At 59.6% G+C, this 17,883-nt stretch carries 16 protein-coding genes; 15 read left to right on the top strand and 1 reads right to left on the bottom strand.

Features of this window, described 5'->3' with window-relative positions:
- Positions 1–9: 9 nt before the first annotated feature.
- The 15 genes from iolE (at position 10) to LIX91_RS12830 (ending at position 17,592) form a co-directional block, all read left to right on the top strand.
- A complete protein-coding gene (iolE, locus tag LIX91_RS12900) occupies positions 10–915 on the top strand; it encodes a myo-inosose-2 dehydratase (RefSeq protein WP_226488573.1) in 906 nt (301 codons plus the stop codon).
- A gap of 13 nt (positions 916–928) precedes the next feature.
- Positions 929–1,738 carry a 5-deoxy-glucuronate isomerase gene (iolB, locus tag LIX91_RS12895; RefSeq protein WP_103695741.1) on the top strand — a complete coding sequence of 270 codons (810 nt, stop codon included), beginning with the start codon at positions 929–931 and terminating at the stop codon, positions 1,736–1,738.
- 28 nt (positions 1,739–1,766) lie between these two features.
- Positions 1,767–3,269: a CoA-acylating methylmalonate-semialdehyde dehydrogenase gene (locus LIX91_RS12890; RefSeq protein ID WP_226488572.1), complete on the top strand. Its 1,503-nt coding sequence runs from the start codon at positions 1,767–1,769 to the stop codon at positions 3,267–3,269.
- Positions 3,270–3,304: 35 nt separating this feature from the next.
- Complete coding sequence (locus tag LIX91_RS12885) at positions 3,305–4,135, top strand: TIM barrel protein (protein ID WP_226488571.1); 831 nt, start codon at positions 3,305–3,307, stop codon at positions 4,133–4,135.
- Between the two features lie 58 nt (positions 4,136–4,193).
- Entirely contained in the window at positions 4,194–6,131 is a 1,938-nt protein-coding gene (gene iolD / locus LIX91_RS12880; protein WP_226488570.1) for a 3D-(3,5/4)-trihydroxycyclohexane-1,2-dione acylhydrolase (decyclizing), read from the top strand.
- A gap of 68 nt (positions 6,132–6,199) precedes the next feature.
- Positions 6,200–7,210: a Gfo/Idh/MocA family protein gene (locus LIX91_RS12875; RefSeq protein ID WP_003391656.1), complete on the top strand. Its 1,011-nt coding sequence runs from the start codon at positions 6,200–6,202 to the stop codon at positions 7,208–7,210.
- Between the two features lie 51 nt (positions 7,211–7,261).
- Entirely contained in the window at positions 7,262–8,122 is an 861-nt protein-coding gene (locus LIX91_RS12870) for a sugar phosphate isomerase/epimerase family protein (protein ID WP_003349149.1), read from the top strand.
- A 66-nt stretch (positions 8,123–8,188) separates the two neighbouring features.
- A complete protein-coding gene (locus tag LIX91_RS12865) occupies positions 8,189–9,208 on the top strand; it encodes a Gfo/Idh/MocA family protein (protein WP_226488569.1) in 1,020 nt (339 codons plus the stop codon).
- 252 nt (positions 9,209–9,460) lie between these two features.
- Complete coding sequence (locus tag LIX91_RS12860) at positions 9,461–9,631, top strand: hypothetical protein (protein ID WP_154219789.1); 171 nt, start codon at positions 9,461–9,463, stop codon at positions 9,629–9,631.
- Between the two features lie 44 nt (positions 9,632–9,675).
- Positions 9,676–10,611 (top strand): sugar ABC transporter substrate-binding protein, encoded by a 936-nt coding sequence (locus LIX91_RS12855; RefSeq protein WP_226488568.1) that lies wholly within the window; start codon positions 9,676–9,678, stop codon positions 10,609–10,611.
- A gap of 69 nt (positions 10,612–10,680) precedes the next feature.
- Positions 10,681–12,258, top strand: coding sequence for a sugar ABC transporter ATP-binding protein (locus tag LIX91_RS12850; protein WP_103695770.1), 1,578 nt, complete (start codon positions 10,681–10,683; stop codon positions 12,256–12,258).
- 47 nt (positions 12,259–12,305) lie between these two features.
- On the top strand, positions 12,306–13,331 hold the full coding sequence (locus LIX91_RS12845) for an ABC transporter permease (protein WP_003370536.1): 1,026 nt from the start codon (positions 12,306–12,308) through the stop codon (positions 13,329–13,331).
- 302 nt (positions 13,332–13,633) lie between these two features.
- On the top strand, positions 13,634–14,038 hold the full coding sequence (locus LIX91_RS12840) for a TraR/DksA family transcriptional regulator (protein WP_002554078.1): 405 nt from the start codon (positions 13,634–13,636) through the stop codon (positions 14,036–14,038).
- A gap of 192 nt (positions 14,039–14,230) precedes the next feature.
- Positions 14,231–15,835 carry a methyl-accepting chemotaxis protein gene (locus tag LIX91_RS12835; protein ID WP_226488567.1) on the top strand — a complete coding sequence of 535 codons (1,605 nt, stop codon included), beginning with the start codon at positions 14,231–14,233 and terminating at the stop codon, positions 15,833–15,835.
- Positions 15,836–16,107: 272 nt separating this feature from the next.
- Positions 16,108–17,592 carry a T6SS phospholipase effector Tle1-like catalytic domain-containing protein gene (locus LIX91_RS12830; protein ID WP_046270631.1) on the top strand — a complete coding sequence of 495 codons (1,485 nt, stop codon included), beginning with the start codon at positions 16,108–16,110 and terminating at the stop codon, positions 17,590–17,592.
- Positions 17,593–17,611: 19 nt separating this feature from the next.
- Here LIX91_RS12830 and LIX91_RS12825 read toward each other — a convergent pair whose 3' ends face one another.
- Positions 17,612–17,851, bottom strand: a complete 240-nt coding sequence (locus LIX91_RS12825; protein WP_226488566.1) for a DUF2789 domain-containing protein — start codon at positions 17,849–17,851, stop codon at positions 17,612–17,614.
- Positions 17,852–17,883 lie beyond the last annotated feature (32 nt).

Here is a 17,883-nt window from a genome sequence, read left to right as displayed (position 1 = left end):
GGTGCAGCCATGCCCGTTTCGACTTCCACACCCAGGATCCGCATCGGCATCAATCCGATCTCCTGGAGCAACGATGATTTGCCGGCCCTTGGCGGAGAAACCCCTCTGAGCACGGCGCTGAGCGAAGGCAAAGCCATTGGCTACGAGGGCTTCGAGCTCAACGGCAAGTTTCCGAAAGATGCCAAGGGCGTCGGTGATGTATTGCGGCCCCATGATCTGGCGCTGGTGTCCGGCTGGTACTCCAGCCGCCTGGCGCGGCGTTCTGTGGCCGAGGAGATCGAAGCCATCACTGCGCATGTGCAACTGCTCGCCGAAAATGGCGCTTCGGTGCTGGTGTATGGCGAGGTGGCCGACTCGATTCAGGGGCAGCGTATTCCGCTGGTCGAACGACCACGTTTTCACACCGATGCCGCCTGGCATGAGTACGCAGAAAAATTGACCGAGCTGGCGCGTTTTACCCTGTCTCGAGGCGTGCGCCTGGCGTATCACCACCACATGGGCGCCTACGTCGAGTCGCCGCAGGATATAGACCGGCTGATGGCGCTGACCGGTGAAGAAGTCGGGCTGCTGTTCGATTCCGGGCATTGCTACATGGGCGGTGGCGACCCTCTTCAGGTGTTGAGCAAGCACATCCAGCGTATCTGTCATGTGCATTTCAAGGATGTGCGCAAGCCGGTGGTGCAACTGGCGCGCAACAATCTGTGGAGCTTTCCGGACTGCATCATCAACGGCACTTTCACGGTGCCGGGCGATGGCGACATCGACTTCTCGGCGCTGCTCAAGGTGTTACTGCAGGCCGATTACAGCGGCTGGCTGGTGGTCGAGGCCGAACAGGACCCCGCCGTAGCGCCGAGCTATGTGTACGCCCAAAAGGGCTATGACACGTTGCGCCAGCTGCTGGCCGATGCACGATAAGGAGGAATGAATCATGAATCTGCTGACCAAGAGTAAATCCACTGGCCGCGACGTCGTAGCGCTGGCCCCCGGTTCACTGGAATACGTGAGCTTCGCCGCCTACCGCCTGGAGTCCGGAGAAAGCCTGCCGCTGAGCGCAGGAGAAAACGAGCTGTGCGTGGTCCTGCTGACCGGGCACGCCAGCGTCAGTGGTGAAGCGCCGGGGCAGGGCGTTTTCAACTGGGAAAACATCGGCGACCGGCAAACGGTGTTCGAAGAGAAATCGCCATTCGCGGTCTACCTGCCGCCGCATAGCCAGGCGCAGTTTGTCGCACGCGGCGCGGTACAGCTTGCCGTATGCACGGCGCCGGGCGATGCCGGCAAACATTTTCCGGCACGCCTGATCATGCCGGGCAGCATGAAGCGCAGCGTACGCGGCAAGGGCGCCAATACCCGTTATGTGTGCGACATATTGCCGGACAGCGAAGCGGCGCATTCGCTGCTGGTGGTCGAGGTGCGTACACCTTCCGGGCATTCCTCCAGTTACCCGCCGCACAAGCACGACCGGGACAACCTGCCGCACGAGAGCTTCCTCGAAGAAACCTACTATCACCAGGTCAACCCGCCGCAGGGTTTCGTTTTTCAGCGGGTGTACACCGACGATCGCAGCATCGATCAGGCCATGGCCGTGGAAAACAATGACCTGGTGACCGTGCCCAAGGGCTACCACCCGGTCTCCGTGCCCTATGGCTACGAATCCTGGTACCTGAACGTAATGGCCGGCCCGACGCGCGCCTGGCAGTTCCACAACGATCCGCAGCACAGCTGGCTGCTGGATCTCTGATTTCCCATTTTTGTTCTGGAGGCATGAGATGAACGAGTCACCGGTGATCGGCCACTACATCAACGGACACCTGAGCAATGGCGAAGGTGAACGTTACAGCGAGGTCTTCAACCCGGCAATCGGCACGGTTCAGGCGCGCGTTGCGCTGGCCAGCGTCAAGACTGTGGATGAAGCGGTTGCGGCGGCCATGTCGGCGTTTCCGGCCTGGTCCGAGCAGTCCTCGTTGCGCCGTGCGCGGGTGATGTTCAAGTTCAAGGAGCTGCTGGACCAGCACCACGATGAACTGGCGCAGATCATTTGCCGCGAGCACGGCAAGGTGTTGTCCGACGCACGCGGCGAGGTGGTGCGCGGTATCGAGATCGTCGAATTTGCCTGCGGTGCCCCCAGCCTGCTGAAAAGCGATTTCAGCGACAACATCGGCGGCGGTATCGATAACTGGAACCTGCGTCAGCCACTGGGCGTCTGCGCCGGGGTCACGCCGTTCAACTTTCCGGTCATGGTGCCCTTGTGGATGATTCCCATGGCGCTGGTGACCGGCAACTGCTTCATCCTCAAACCTTCCGAACGCGATCCGTCGGCCAGCCTGCTGATGGCGCGTCTGCTCAAGGAAGCCGGTCTGCCCGACGGCGTCTTCAATGTGGTACAGGGTGACAAGGTAGCGGTCGATGCATTGCTGCAGCACCCTGACATCGAGGCCATTTCCTTTGTCGGCTCGACCCCGATCGCTGAATACATCCATCAGCAAGGCACTGCCCACGGCAAGCGTGTGCAGGCGCTGGGCGGGGCCAAGAACCATATGATCGTGATGCCCGACGCTGATCTGGATCAGGCCGCCGACGCCCTGATCGGGGCGGCTTATGGCTCGGCAGGGGAGCGCTGCATGGCGATCTCGATTGCCGTGGTGGTTGGCGATGTCGGCCAGCGCCTCATCGACAAGCTGCTGCCGCGCATCGACCAGCTCAAGGTCGGCAACGGCATGCAGGCCGATTCGGACATGGGGCCGCTGGTCACCGCCGTGCACAAGGCCAAGGTCGAGGGCTTCATCGATCAGGGCGTCAAAGAGGGCGCCAGGCTGCTCGTCGATGGGCGCAACTTCAAGGTGCCGGGTGCCGAGCAGGGCTTTTTCGTCGGCGCGACGCTGTTCGACCACGTCACGCCGCAGATGCAGATCTATAAGGAGGAAATCTTCGGTCCGGTGCTGGGCATCGTCCACGTCGCGGATTTTTCCAGCGCCGTGGCGCTGATCAACGCCCACGAGTTTGGCAATGGCGTGTCGTGCTTCACCAGCGATGGCGGCGTGGCGCGTGCATTCGCTCGCAGCATCAAGGTCGGCATGGTCGGCATCAACGTGCCGATCCCGGTGCCCATGGCCTGGCATTCGTTTGGTGGCTGGAAGCGTTCGCTGTTTGGCGATCACCATGCCTATGGCGAAGAAGGCCTGCGTTTTTACAGCCGCTACAAAAGCGTCATGCAGCGCTGGCCGGACAGCATCGCCAAAGGCCCCGAGTTCAGTATGCCGACTGCCAAATAACTTTTATCAATGGAATGTTGCGGAGAACAAAAACAATGAACCACCCTCTGCGTTTCGCCCTTAATCGAATGGTCGCGCCGCGCCTGTCTCTGGAAAGTTTCGTCGACCTGGCGGTCAAGCTGGGTGCCGATGCCATCGAGATTCGCAACGACCTCAAGGGCATCGAGATCGAAGACGGCACTGCCCCCGAGGTCGTCCGTGATCTTTGTGCTGCCAGGGGGGTAGAGGTGTTGTCCATCAACGCCCTGTACCCGTTCGATGTCTGGAACCAGGAGCGCGCTGCCCAGGCGACGAAGCTGGCGCAGTACGCCCGCGACTGCGGTGCCCGCGGTCTGGTGCTGTGCCCGCTCAATGACCGTGCCGACCCGCGCAACAGCGCGCAGCGCGCTGCGGGATTACGCACCGCATTGACGGCCTTGGCCCCGATTCTTCGCGAGCACGGAATTCTCGGCTTCGTCGAACCGCTGGGTTTCGAGGAGTGCTCGCTGCGACTCAAGCGTCAAGCGGTGGATGCGATCAAAGCTGTGGGCGGGCTGGATGTCTACCGACTGGTTCACGACACCTTTCATCACCATCTGGCCGGCGAGGTCGAGCTGTTCCCGGAGCTGACCGGGCTGGTACATATCTCCGGTGTCGAGGATGCGCAGACACCGCTCAACAGCATTCGCGATGGTCATCGCGTGCTGATCGGCGAAGGCGACATTCTGGGCAATGCGTCGCAGGTCGAGCGCTTGCTGGACAGTGGCTATCAGGGGCATCTGTCGTTCGAACCGTTTGCCGAAAGCGTTCACGCGCTGGATGACATTCCTCAGGCAATAGCGGCAAGCATGACGCATTTGTCACGAGCCGTTTCGCAGCGTCACTGACTTCAGCCGTCAGGCCGGCTCAAACCCTGGCCACCTCAAACAAGAACAAGGTGCGAACATGAGTACAACCCGACTGACCATGGCCCAGGCCCTGGTGAAGTTTCTCGATAACCAGTACGTCGAAGTCGACGGCGTACAGAGCAAATTCGTCGCCGGCATTTTCACCATTTTCGGGCATGGCAACGTGCTGGGGCTTGGGCAGGCGCTGGAGCAGGACAGCGGCGACCTGGTGGTCCATCAGGGCCGTAACGAGCAGGGCATGTGCCACGCCGCCATCGGTTTTGCCAAGCAGCACCTGCGTCGCAAGATCTACGCATGCAGTTCATCGGTCGGCCCTGGCGCGGCGAACATGGTCACCGCTGCGGCAACGGCCTCGGCCAACCGCATCCCGTTGCTGCTGTTGCCGGGCGATGTCTACGCCAGCCGCCAGCCCGATCCGGTGCTGCAGCAGATCGAGCAGTTTCACGACCTGAGTATCAGCACCAACGACGCGTTCAAGGCGGTGAGCAAATACTGGGACCGCATCAACCGGCCCGAGCAGTTGATGAGCGCAGCGCTCAATGCCATGCGCGTACTGACCGACCCGGCCGACACGGGCGCCGTTACCTTGGCGCTGCCTCAGGATGTGCAGGCTGAAGCCTACGACTACCCGGACAGCTTCCTGCAAAAGCGTGTGCACCGTATCGACCGGCGTCCGCCAAGCAAGGCCATGCTTGACGACGCGTTGCAACTACTTGTCGGCAAGCGCAAGCCGTTGCTGATCTGCGGCGGCGGGGTGCGTTACTCCGGTGCGGCGGATGCCTTGCAGGCCTTTGCCGAGCGCTTCGATATCCCGTTCGCCGAAACTCAGGCCGGCAAAAGTGCCATCGTTTCGGCGCACCCGTTGAACATGTGCGGCATCGGCGAAACCGGCACGCTGGCGGCCAATCGGCTGGCCAAAGAGGCTGACCTGATCATCGGCGTAGGCACCCGTTACAGCGATTTCACCACCGCGTCGAAATGGCTGTTTCAGAACCCGGATGTGCAGTTTCTCAACCTCAATGTCGGTGCCTTTGATGTGCAGAAACTGGACGGCGTGCAGGTCCTGGCCGATGCGCAGATGGCATTGCAGGCGCTGACCGAAAGCCTCCAGGCTTGCGGTTATCGTGCGGCCTGGGGCGATGCACCGCGATCGGCACGTGCCGAGCTGGATGCCGAGGTGGATCGCCTGTACGCGGTCGAGTACCAGCGTGAGGATTTTGTCCCGGAAATCAACGATCACCTGGACCCTGCCGTGCTGCGCGATTTCATCGAGCTGACGGGTTCGTGTCTGACTCAGAGTGGTGTATTGGGCATCCTCAACCAGAGCCTGCCTGCCGATGCGGTGATCGTTGCAGCAGCGGGCAGCTTGCCGGGTGATCTGCAGCGCGCCTGGCGCAGTACCGGAGTCGACACCTATCACGTCGAATACGGTTATTCGTGCATGGGTTATGAGGTCAACGCCGCACTGGGCGTGAAGCTCGCAGCGCCGCACCGCGAAGTCTTTGCGCTGGTCGGCGATGGCTCTTACATGATGCTCCATTCGGAACTGGTCACCTCGATCCAGGAGCGGCGCAAGATCAACGTGGTGTTGCTGGACAACATGACTTTCGGCTGCATCAACAATCTGCAGATGGAGCACGGCATGAACAGCTTCGGCACCGAGTTCCGCTTCCGCAATCCGGAAACCGGCAAGCTCGACGGTGACTTTGTGCCAGTGGATTTCGCCATGAGTGCTGCCGCCTATGGCTGCAAGACCTACAAGGTGAGTACTGCCGAACAACTGCGCCAGGCGCTCGTCGATGCGCAACGTCAGACCGTGTCGACGCTGATCGACATCAAGGTCCTGCCCAAGACGATGATCCACAAATACCTGTCGTGGTGGCGTGTCGGGGTTGCCGAAGTGTCGACCACCGGCACCACCGCTCAAGTGTATGAAAAGCTCAGCCGCGAGCTGCTCAAGGCTCGTCAGTACTGATCACTTTTATCGTTCAGCGCTCGTGATCCGTTCACGGGTACATCCAATAACAAAAAAGGAACATGAAAATGGCATTGAAACTCGGCGTGATCGGTACAGGCGCAATCGGTCAGGATCATATCCGGCGTTGCAGCAAAACGCTGGTCGGCAGTCAGGTGGTGGCCGTCACCGACATCAATCTCGAACAGGCAGCGAAGGTGGTGCGCGATCTGGACCTCGGCGCCGAAGTGTATGCCGACGGGCACGCATTGATCGCCGCGCCGGATGTCGAGGCGGTCCTGGTCTGCTCCTGGGGGCCCAGTCACGAAGAATATGTGCTGGCAGCCATCGCTGCGGGCAAGCCGGTGTTCTGCGAAAAGCCGCTGGCAGTCACTGCCGAAGGCTGCCGGCACATTGTCGAAGCCGAGATCGCCAGTGGCAGGCGTCTGGTACAAGTGGGGTTCATGCGCCCTTATGACCAGGGCTATCGCGCGCTCAAGGCAGTGATCGACAGCGGCCGGATCGGCGAGCCGCTGATGCTCCACTGCGCGCACCGCAACCCGAGTGTGGGCGAGAATTACAAGACCGACATGGCCATCACCGATACGCTCATTCACGAACTCAACGTACTGCGCTGGCTGCTCGACGATGACTACGTGTCGGTGCAGGTGGTATTCCCGCGCAAGACCAGCAAGGCCCTGGCGCACCTGAAGGACCCGCAGATCGTGATGCTGGAAACGGTCAAGGGCACGCGCATCGACGTCGAAGTATTCGTCAATTGCCAGTATGGCTACGACATCCAGTGTGAAGTCGTCGGCGAGACGGGCATTGCCAGACTGCCGGAGCCCTCTCAGGTCCAGTTGCGCAGCGAGGCGAAGCTGTCCAACGCGATTCTGATGGACTGGAAAGACCGCTTCATCGCTGCTTACGACGTCGAGTTGCAGGACTTCATCGACGGCGTCAAAGCGGGGACCCTCTACGGCCCTTCGGCCTGGGACGGCTATGCCGCCGCTGTGGCCGCCGATGCTTGCGTGCTGGCGCAGAACACGGGTGCAGTCGTGCCGATCACGCTCGCCATGCGTCCGGTGTTCTATAGCTGACCATCCTGCGTTTAACCAGTACATCTCTTGAAAGGAATAAAAGGAGGCATCATGCGTATTGCACTGGACCCTTACATGTATCGCCATCTGTCTCTGGGGGCGATGGTCGATAAAACCGCGGAGCTGGGTTATGACTATATCGAGCTGTCGCCGCGTGAAGATTTCATGCCGTTTTACAAATACCCACGGGTGGATCGGGCGCGGATCAGGGAGTTTCGCAAGGCGCTGAGCGATGCCGGGGTGAAACTCTCCTCGCTGCTGCCGCTGTACCACTGGGCTGCGCCAGATGAAGACCTGCGTATTGCAGCGGTTCGCAACTGGAAACGTGCCATTCAGGTCGCCGTTGAAATGGACTGCGACCTGATGAATACCGAGTTCAGCGGGCAATCCGACCATGCGCTGGTCTGTGAAAACCAGTTCATGAAATCCATGGATGAATTGATGCCGCATTTCGAGCGCGAAGGCATAAAGCTCGATATTCAGGCGCACCCCTACGATTTCTGCGAGCGCAACAACGAGTCGGTGGATATCATTCGCGGGCTCGATCGCGACTGGATCAACTACCTGTACGCGGCACCACACACTTTCTTCTACGACGATGGCGTTGGCGATATCGCTTCGATGCTGCGCTATGCCGGCGACAAGCTCACGCATCTGATCATTGCCGACACCTATAATCACCGTGCTTCTTCCAACCTGCGCTACATCGTCAACCCGCCCGGCGTGACGGCAACGGTGCATCAGCACCTGGATATCGGCCAGGGCGAGGTGAACTGGGAGGCGTTCTTCTCGACGTTGCGGGACATCAAGTTCGACGGTATTGCCACAGTGGCGGTATTTGCCTGGGAGGAACGCGCAGACGAATCGAGCCGATTCATGCTGGAGCGGGTAAAAAGCGAGCTGCTCCGTTGAAACGGCGGCATCAACTACACAACCGACGGCTGCGGCCATGAGGTTCATGGACTACAGGAGACATGCATGCGAGCAGGGCTGGTGGGCTATGGCAAAGGCGGGCGTTACTTTCATGCGACGCTGATTTCAAGTTTGCCGGGTGCCACGTTTGTGGGTGTGGTGACCCGTTCACCCGAGCGCAAACAGGAAGTGGCCAAAGACCATCCCGGCGTGGCGACCTTCGACACGCTGGCCGAGCTGGTCGCTGCCGGGGTTGATGTGGTGGTGATTTCCACACCGCTGGCCTCGCGCCGAGCGTTGATCCTCGAAGCGATAGAACTGGGTGTCGGAGTGGTCAGCGACAAGCCCTTCGCCAGTGATGCAGCGCAGGCACGCGAGCTGGTGGACGCGGCCGAGCGCCGTGGCGTACTGCTCAGCGTTTATCAGAACCGCCGCTGGGATTCGGACTTCCTCACCGTGCGCAAATTGCTCGACAGTGAGGCGCTGGGCGCGGTTAGCCGGTTCGAGTCCAGCATCGAGCGTTATTCGCCACGGTCTGTCGGCAAAGCCAGCGGCGGTGGCGTGCTGCGTGATCTGGGCAGTCATCTGGTGGATCAGGCGCTGGTGCTGTTCGGGCCGGTCGAACGGGTGTATGCCGAATTGCAATTCGCTGCGCCGCAAGACGAACTGGACCACACGTTCTTCGTTTCCCTGAGCCATGCCAGCGGCGTGACCTCACACCTGTCCGGCAGTTGCCTGCAAAACAGTGCCAAACCGCGTTTCAGGGTCAGTGGGACGAAGGGCTGTTACAGCGTCGGTGGGCTGGACGGCCAGGAAGAGGCCGCCTTTGCCGGGCTCACGCCAAAGTCCGAGGGCGAGCGCTGGGGTGTCGAGGAGCATCGGCGCTGGGGCTGGTTCGAGCAGGGTGAGCATCGCGAGCGTGTACCGTCGGAGCGCGGTTGCTGGCTTGAGTTCTACCGCCAGCTGCAAAGCGCCGTCGACGAGCAGGGCAGTAATCCGGTCAATCCACACGATGCGATAGCCTCTGCGCAGGTCATGGATGCCGCGCGCCTGAGCGCTAGAGAGGGGCGGGTCGTAGTGCTGTAGCCATCGCGCACTGCAGCGCATCCAGCAGTCCGTTATCGAAAAGAGCCTGACGCTTGCCATGCGTCGGGCTCTGTCGTTTCTGCAACCGAATAAAATGAAATGGAATAAAATTCTAAAATTAGTTGAATTGGAAAATATTTTCCAATAGAGTCGTTTTCAGGTTACCGACGATCGAATCACTCGCGTTTTGAAGGTTTTTCAGATCACGAGAAGCAAGCCCGACAAAAACAAAACAAAAGATAGGTACTGTCGATGAAAACCCCTACCTCTGGCGTCACCGCCAAGCGTTCTGCCACCCCGTCATTCTGGATCCGGACCCTGGAGCGATTTCTCACCGTCGTCGCCCGGGGCCTGTGCGTGCGCCACAAGGATGCGCAACTGTTCTGCATCCCCGGTGCTACCGGGATCCGCCTGTCACGCTGATTTGCTGCATCCACACAACAACAAGAATTTGGAGACAGATCCTCATGAAGACCAAGATTGCTTTGACCTCGTTGGCGATGGCGCTGATGCTGGGCAGCGGTGCAGCGTTGGCCGATATCAAGATCGGTGTGTCCATGTCGCAGTTCGATGACACCTGGCTGACCTACCTGCGTGACGATATGAGTGCCAAGGCCAAGGTCATGTCCACGACCGAGAAAGTGGACCTGCAGTTCGTCGATGCCCGCGCGGACGTCAACAAGCAGCTCGATCAGGTCAAGGACCTGATCAACAAGAAAGTCGACGCGCTGATCATCAACCCGGTCGACACTGCCGCCACTGCGCGGATCACCAAGGAAGCGGTCGCCGCCGGTATCCCGCTGGTCTACGTCAACCGCCGCCCGGACGATCTGAATCTGCCAGCAGGCGTCGCCACCGTGACGTCGGATGACGTGGAAGCCGGTCGACTTCAGGCGCAATACATCGCCGACAAAATGAAAGACAAGGGCGATGTCATGATTCTCCTGGGTGACCTGGCCAACAACTCCACGCAAAACCGCACCAAGGGCGTCAAGGAGGTCTTGGACAAGTACCCGGACATCAAGATAGAAGAGGAGCAGACGGGTACCTACCTGCGCCAGAAGGGCATGGACCTGACCAATGACTGGCTCACTCAAGGGCGCAAATTCAATGCGGTGCTGGCCAACAACGATGAAATGGCCATTGGCGCGGCGATGGCGCTGAAGCAGGCAGGTGTGGAGAAAGGCAGCATTTTGATCGCCGGTGTCGACGGTACCCCGGACGGGCTCAACGCCGTGACCAAAGGTGATCTGGCCGTATCGGTCTATCAGGACGCGAAAGGGCAGGCCGACGGGGCGATTGATGCCGCGGTGAAACTGGCCAGGAAGGAAAAGGTCGAGCCCCAGGCGATCATCATTCCCTATCGCCTGATCACCCCTGAAAACGTCGCCACTTTCAAATAACAACGATCGTCAGGCCCAGGAGGGCATGCAAATGCTCTCCCTCAGCCTGCCGCTTGAGGAGTTATGATCATGTTCGGTTCTGCTACTGCCAATCCGCCCGCGCAACACAATCTGTCGTCCGGCGACGGGGATGGCGGCGCGTCTGATGCCCAGGCCCCGTACCTGCTGGAAATAAGCCATGTCACCAAGGGCTTTCCTGGCGTGGTTGCGCTCAATGATGTGCAACTGCGTGTTCGCCCTGGCAGCGTGCTGGCGCTGATGGGTGAGAACGGAGCCGGAAAATCCACCCTGATGAAAATCATTGCGGGCATCTATCAGCCGGACGCGGGCGAAATCCGTCTGCGGGGCAAGCCGGTCCGCTTCGAGACGCCTCTTTCAGCGTTGCAGGCAGGCATCGCCATGATCCATCAGGAACTGAACCTGATGCCGTTCATGAGCATTGCCGAGAACATCTGGATCGGTCGCGAGCAGCTCAACGGCCTGCACATGGTTGATCACCGCGAGATGCACCGCTGCACTGCCGAGCTGCTGGAGCGCCTGCGCATCAAGCTCGATCCCGAGGAACTGGTCGGCACGCTGAGCATCGCCGAGCGGCAGATGGTGGAGATCGCCAAGGCCGTGTCATACAACTCGGACGTGCTGATCATGGACGAACCGACCTCGGCCATCACCGAAACCGAAGTCGCTCACCTGTTCTCGATCATCAGCGACCTGCGTGCCCAGGGCAAAGGCATCATTTACATCACCCACAAGATGAACGAAGTCTTCGAAATCGCCGACGAAGTGGCGGTGTTCCGCGACGGTGCCTACATCGGTCTGCAGCGCGCTGAAAGCATGGATGGCGACAGTCTGATCACCATGATGGTGGGCCGGGAACTGACCCAGTTGTTCCCCGAACGGGAGAAACCGGCAGGCGATGTGTTGCTGTCCGTCAACCGGCTGAGCCTGAACGGCATTTTCAAGGATGTGAGCTTCGACCTGCGTGCCGGGGAGGTACTTGGCATTGCCGGGCTGATGGGTTCCGGGCGCACCAATGTAGCCGAGACGCTGTTTGGCATAACCCCCAGCGACAGCGGCGAGGTGCGCTTCGATGGCAAGACGGTGCACATCGGCGATCCACATCAGGCCATCGAACTGGGTTTTGCGCTACTCACGGAGGACCGCAAATTGACTGGTCTGTTTCCATGCCTGTCGGTGATGGAAAACATGGAGATGGCCGTGCTGGACAACTATGCCGGCAACGGTTTCGTGCAACAGAAGGCCTTGCGCGCCCTGTGCGAAGACATGTGCAAAAAGCTTCGGGTCAAGACGCCGTCACTGGAGCAGTGCATCGACACATTATCCGGAGGTAACCAGCAGAAGGCACTGCTCGCGCGCTGGCTGATGACCAACCCCAGGGTGCTGATTCTGGATGAACCCACACGCGGTATCGACGTGGGGGCCAAGGTGGAAATCTACCGCCTGATCTCCCTGCTGGCCAGTGAAGGCATGGCGGTCATCATGATTTCCTCGGAGCTGCCGGAAGTGCTTGGCATGAGTGACCGGGTCATGGTCATGCACGAAGGCGAAATGATGGGCATCCTCGACCGTGGCGAAGCGACCCAGGAAAAAGTCATGCATCTGGCCTCTGGCCACAAGGTTCATTGAGTTCGCACTACAGGGCTCGGTAGAAGAAGAACAAGAGGAAAACGAACATGAGCGACGCGATTCTGCAAAATAAACCGGCCATGACGCCGACCAGAAGCAAACGGCGGCTGCCCACCGAACTGAGCATCTTTCTGGTGCTGATCGGCATCGGCCTGATCTTTGAACTGTTCGGCTGGATCGTCCGTGATCAGAGCTTCCTGCTCAATTCCCAGCGTCTGGTATTGATGATCCTGCAAGTGTCGATCATCGGCTTGCTGGCCATCGGCGTGACTCAGGTGATCATTACTACAGGCATCGATCTCTCGTCCGGCTCGGTACTTGCGCTTTCAGCGATGATTGCCGCGAGCCTGGCACAAACCTCCGACTTCTCCCGGGCGGTGTTCCCGTCGCTGACCGACCTGCCGGTGTGGATTCCGGTCGTCGTCGGGCTCGGGGTCGGGCTGCTGGCAGGCGCCATTAACGGCAGCATCATTGCCATAACCGGCATTCCACCGTTCATTGCCACGCTGGGCATGATGGTCTCTGCGCGCGGTCTGGCACGCTTCTACACTGAAGGTCAGCCGGTGAGCATGCTCTCCGACTCGTACACGGCCATCGGCCAGGGCGCGATGCCGGTGATCATCTTTCTGGTGGTGGCGGTCATCTTTCACATCGCCCTGCGTTACACCAAGTACGGCAAATACACCTACGCCATTGGCGGCAACATGCAGGCGGCACGTACTTCGGGCATCAACGTCAAGCGTCATCTGGTGATTGTCTACAGCATCGCAGGGCTGCTGGCCGGGCTGGCAGGGGTTGTTGCCTCGGCGCGTGCGGCAACCGGGCAGGCCGGGATGGGCATGTCCTACGAGCTGGACGCCATCGCCGCTGCGGTCATCGGTGGCACCAGCCTTTCCGGAGGCGTTGGGCGGATCACCGGGACGGTGATCGGTGCGCTGATCCTCGGCGTGATGGCCAGCGGCTTCACCTTTGTCGGGGTGGACGCCTATGTCCAGGACATTATCAAAGGCTTGATCATTGTCGTGGCCGTGGTAATCGATCAATATCGCAACAAGCGCAAGACCAAGCGCTGATTCAATCACCTGCAGCAAAGGGCCTTTCAAGGCCCTTTTGTGCGTTGGAGTTTGCAGGAACCGATTGGTTGTCAGTGGGTCAGAGCCTCATCAAGCAACCTGCTGGCCAGGTCTTTCGCCCGCATTTCAAGGGTTTTACGGTAATTGCTGTACAAAAATCCTTCAATTGTGTTGCCGAGCCCGCTAGCCGGCCTTAGACTGCCGCCCCTCGTAAATTGAGTGCCAGGTGGCGCTTGGAGATTATTGGTTTGAACGGCAACGTCAGGCCGCTCCTCAATGCACGTTTTTTTATAGAGAAATAAATGACAAAGGAAAAGTTGCTGGCCATGCCGGCCGATGACTACATGAACGCCGAGCAGCACGCTTTCTTCGTCGAGCTGTTGCAGGGCATGAAGGTCGAGATCCATGAGCGTATCGAGCAGAGCCGCATTGCGATCGAGAGCCTGGACACGCCTGCCGACCCGGCTGACGCCGCTTCGGTCGAAGAAGAGCGTCACTGGCTGGTCAATGTGATTGATCGCGACCAGCGCATGCTGCCACAGTTGGAAATGGCCCTTTCGCGTATTGCCGACGACACCTTCGGCTGGTGCGACGACAGCGGCGAGCCAATCGGCCTCAAGCGCCTGCTGATCAGCCCGACCACCAAGTATTGCATCGAAGCGCAAGAGCGCCACGAGCAGATCGACAAGCACCAGCGCCAGGCCTGATACGCAGGCAACCGCGACTGAGTGACCAGACCGGGAGGCAAGCAATTGCCTCCCGGTTTTGTTGTGCCCGGAGTTTGTCGAAAACGCGTTGATCGCCATCGCTCGGGCGCTACGACCAACAGCGCATGGCACAAGGCCGTTATCTGGCGTTTAATAGCGCCATAACGACAATGACAGACGGGGTGACGCAACATGGCCGATAACCTATCCATGGCAGCCGGATTGCCGCTGGCCGATACGCCCGACGCTGCATCGAGGTGGTGGGTGCCGGCGGTGCAAAGCGTTGCTCTGTGCTTGCTGTTCGCCGCCATGAGTGTTGCGGGCCTGTCGCTGTATGTCGTCATTCCTCTGGCGTTGCTGGTGGTCTGGTTGCCGCGCATGGTGCGCAGCAGGCAAGCGCTGCCAGGCAGTGCGGTGGGCGACAGCGATATCGCCTTGCTGGCTCGCGACCTGTCGCGCACCACCAGTCATAACGCGCTGTCCGCGGCCCAGGTGGCCTTTTCCGTTGGTCAACTGGCTGGCAAGGTGCAGTCGCAACTGGGGGCTGCCGAACAGATTGTCAGCAGTGCCGAACAGATGATCGCCACCGAGCAACAGACAGCCCAGTTGAGCCAGCAGGCATTGGTTGCTGCCAGCGAGGCGCGGCAGCGCAGCGAATCGGGCAGTGGCGTGCTGAATGAGTCCATCGAACGCATGCACCGCCTGAGCAAGCGTGCCGTCGGCAGCCGTGAGCTGATCGAGGCACTCAGCCAGCGCAGTGAGGAGATCCAGCGTGTGACGCTGGTCATTCAGTCGATTGCCAGCCAGACCAACCTGCTGGCGCTCAACGCCGCCATCGAAGCGGCGCGGGCTGGCGAGCACGGACGCGGTTTTGCGGTGGTTGCCGACGAAGTCCGTGGTCTCGCCGGCCGCACTGCCAGTGCCACGGGCGAGGTCGGGCAGATGGTGGCGGATATCCAGCAGCGCACCGCACAAGTCGTGGAGCAGATTCGCGAGTTGTCGTCCGATCTGGATGTGGGGGTCGAGCAGGTCGAGCTGACCGGCGAGCACCTGGGCAATATCGCCCGGCTTGCGGTCGAGCTGGAAAGCCAGGTCGGCGAAATCGCGCAGGGCGCGAGGAGCAATCAGGATCAGTTGGCGAGCCTGTTCGACGCTGTCGAGCACATGCGCAGTGATCTTGCCGTCAGCGATGAGCAGACCCGGCAACTGGCCAAGTCCGCAGTGCAGATGGAGGGGCAGGCCGAGACTATCAGCCAGCGCCTGGCGCAGGTCGGTCTGGATGAATACCACCAGCGCATTTACGACCTGGCTCGTGAAGGCGCGCGAATGATCAGCGAAAAGTTCGAGGCCGATATCGAACAGGGCCGGGTCAGCCTTGATGACCTGTTCGACCGCAATTACAAATCCGTCGCCAATACGTCGCCCACCCGCTTTACGACGCGTTTCGACCGTTACACCGATCAGGTACTGCCAGCACTGCAGGAACCGCTGCTGTCGCGTCATGAAGGTCTGGTATTTGCCATCGCCTGTACGCAACAGGGCTATGTGCCGACGCACAACAATGCCTTCAGCCAGCCCTTGACCGGCGATGCCACGCTGGATAACGCGCGCAATCGAAGCAAGCGCAAGTTCGATGACCGTACCGGCATTCGCTGTGGCAGCCACCAACAGCCGGTCCTGCTGCAAACCTACACGCGAGACACCGGCGAACTGATGCACGACCTGTCCGTGCCGATCATGATCAACGGCCGACACTGGGGTGGTCTGCGCCTGGGGTACAGGCCGCAAGGCCGTTGATACGGGTAAACGCTCATTCAGGTCGGCAAGAGGGCTGGCCTGTTAGTTGGTTTTTCAATGAAAGAGTGCATCAGAAAAGTTATCGGTGCGTGTGTGTAGGGTTTTATTTATAAGTAATAAAGTCATGACTATAGAAGTCGTAGGAACGGTCTGAAAAGGCGCAACATGGCTTGACTGCTCACTGTCTTTAAGCAAGCTGTTTAAATCAACGTTATTTACGTTTTGATTTAAGTGCGGCCTTTTCTTGGCTTGCCTCTAGGGACGGAAAAGTTATGAGCGATAAATGGAGTTTCCAACAGTCAGCAGTCCTTTCAGATGTGGTGACCCGCCGCGTCACGGCGCGGGTAGGCATTTTCTTCGATGGGACGGGAAATAACCGCGTCAACAGTCAGATCGGTGCCGACTGCCAGGCATTGATCGATATCAATGCGGGGCAGCACATTAAAGCGTGTGCGGGTCGTCATGTTCAGCCTGGCAGTAGTTACAGTAATGATCCGAGCAATATAGCCAGACTGGTCGATATCTACCGCCTGCAACCTGTTGCCGAAAATGACGGTGAAGGCCTGAAGGTGTATTACCCGATCTATGTAAGCGGTGCCGGCACTACTTCCGGTGGCCGTGATTCGGTATGGCCGGGGCAGAGTTTTGGCCGCGGGGCCACCGGCGTGATATCCAAGGTGGAAAACGCATTCAAAAAGCTGAAGTCGGTATTGAAGGCGTTCCCCCGCGACAACCCCGATTGTGTGCTGGATGCGCTGGAATTGGACGTGTTCGGCTTCAGCCGAGGTGCAGCGTCGGCCAGGCATCTGGTCAATGAAATCCTAAAGCAGCGTTCGGGCATGCTCGAGCCGATACTCGAAAGCCGCAAGGTCAGGTTGAGCGACAGTTTCAGCTGGAGCAACGGCAGCGTACGGCTCAAGGTTATCGGTCTGTTCGACACCGTGGCGGCCATAGGCAGCTTCAAGGACATGGGCAATACCCGCGATGCGAGCAACAGGAGGGTCAATCTGTACCTGCCTCCGGGGTGCGCGCAGCAGGTGCTGCATCTGGTGGCTCGCGATGAATCACGGCGCAACTTTGCGTTGAATAGCGTCCTGCCCGTGTGGCCCAGGGAAATCGTTCTGCCTGGTGCCCATTCCGATATCGGCGGGGGATATCCTCCGCAAATGGAAGAAAGCGTACTGCTCACGCGCCCCCGCGGCAGTGTGGTCAGCCGTGGCAGCCCGTACGAGGCGGCATCGAGCTGGAAGGAGGCACAGGCTGAGTTAAACCGGATGAACCGCGATTACTGGATCGACCCGCTCGATAGCCAGGCCTGGCTTCGGGTTCAGGCATGCGAGAGCAAATGTTATCGGTGCAGGAAAAGCTTGAATGGCATGAGTACGGTCGTTGCCGCGGTGGGCATGAGCCGCCAGGTATTTGGCCACTTGTCGAGGGTATCGTTGCTGGTCATGCACACACTGGCGTGTGATGAGGGCGTGCCTTTCAATCCGGTGCCACTGACACCTGAATTCCAGCTGCCTCCCGAACTCGAGAATATCTCTACCCGGTTGATCGACTATGCGCGAGGCGGGCCTTACCTGCTGGACAGTCATGAAGAGGCCTTACTGCGCTGGCGCTACATTCATCAGTCCGCGCACTGGAATGCAGTGGTCGGCAGAGTGGGTACATTAGGCGACGCCGTTTTCGTCCACGCGCCACAACCAGGCGGCCGGATATTGCATCCCAATATCGGCCAGCCCGGTTATCCGCAATAGGCCTCAACGCCCGAGTGGCTCACTCGGGCTTTTTGTGAAGACGCACGTTCAGTTCGTCGACCACCAACGCCCAATCGGCATCACCGCGCAGCTGTTCCTTGAGAAATTCAGCCTGACTCGGCGTCCAGAACTCTGCATCAATCAGTTTGACGTCATCGGGCAGAGGATGGCTGGCGATAAACTTTTCGATGCTCTCATCATCGGAGTCCAGCCCCAATTGGGCGAACAGGTCGTTTATGGTAGTTGCAGTCTGTTCCATGTCATCTCCTCGCCGGGGGTTATCCCCGTATT

This window comes from Pseudomonas sp. B20, from assembly GCF_020515755.1.
Lineage (GTDB): Bacteria > Pseudomonadota > Gammaproteobacteria > Pseudomonadales > Pseudomonadaceae > Aquipseudomonas > Aquipseudomonas syringae.
Note: the sequence above shows the minus strand (reverse complement) of the source record. Positions and strands in the feature narration are given on the sequence as shown.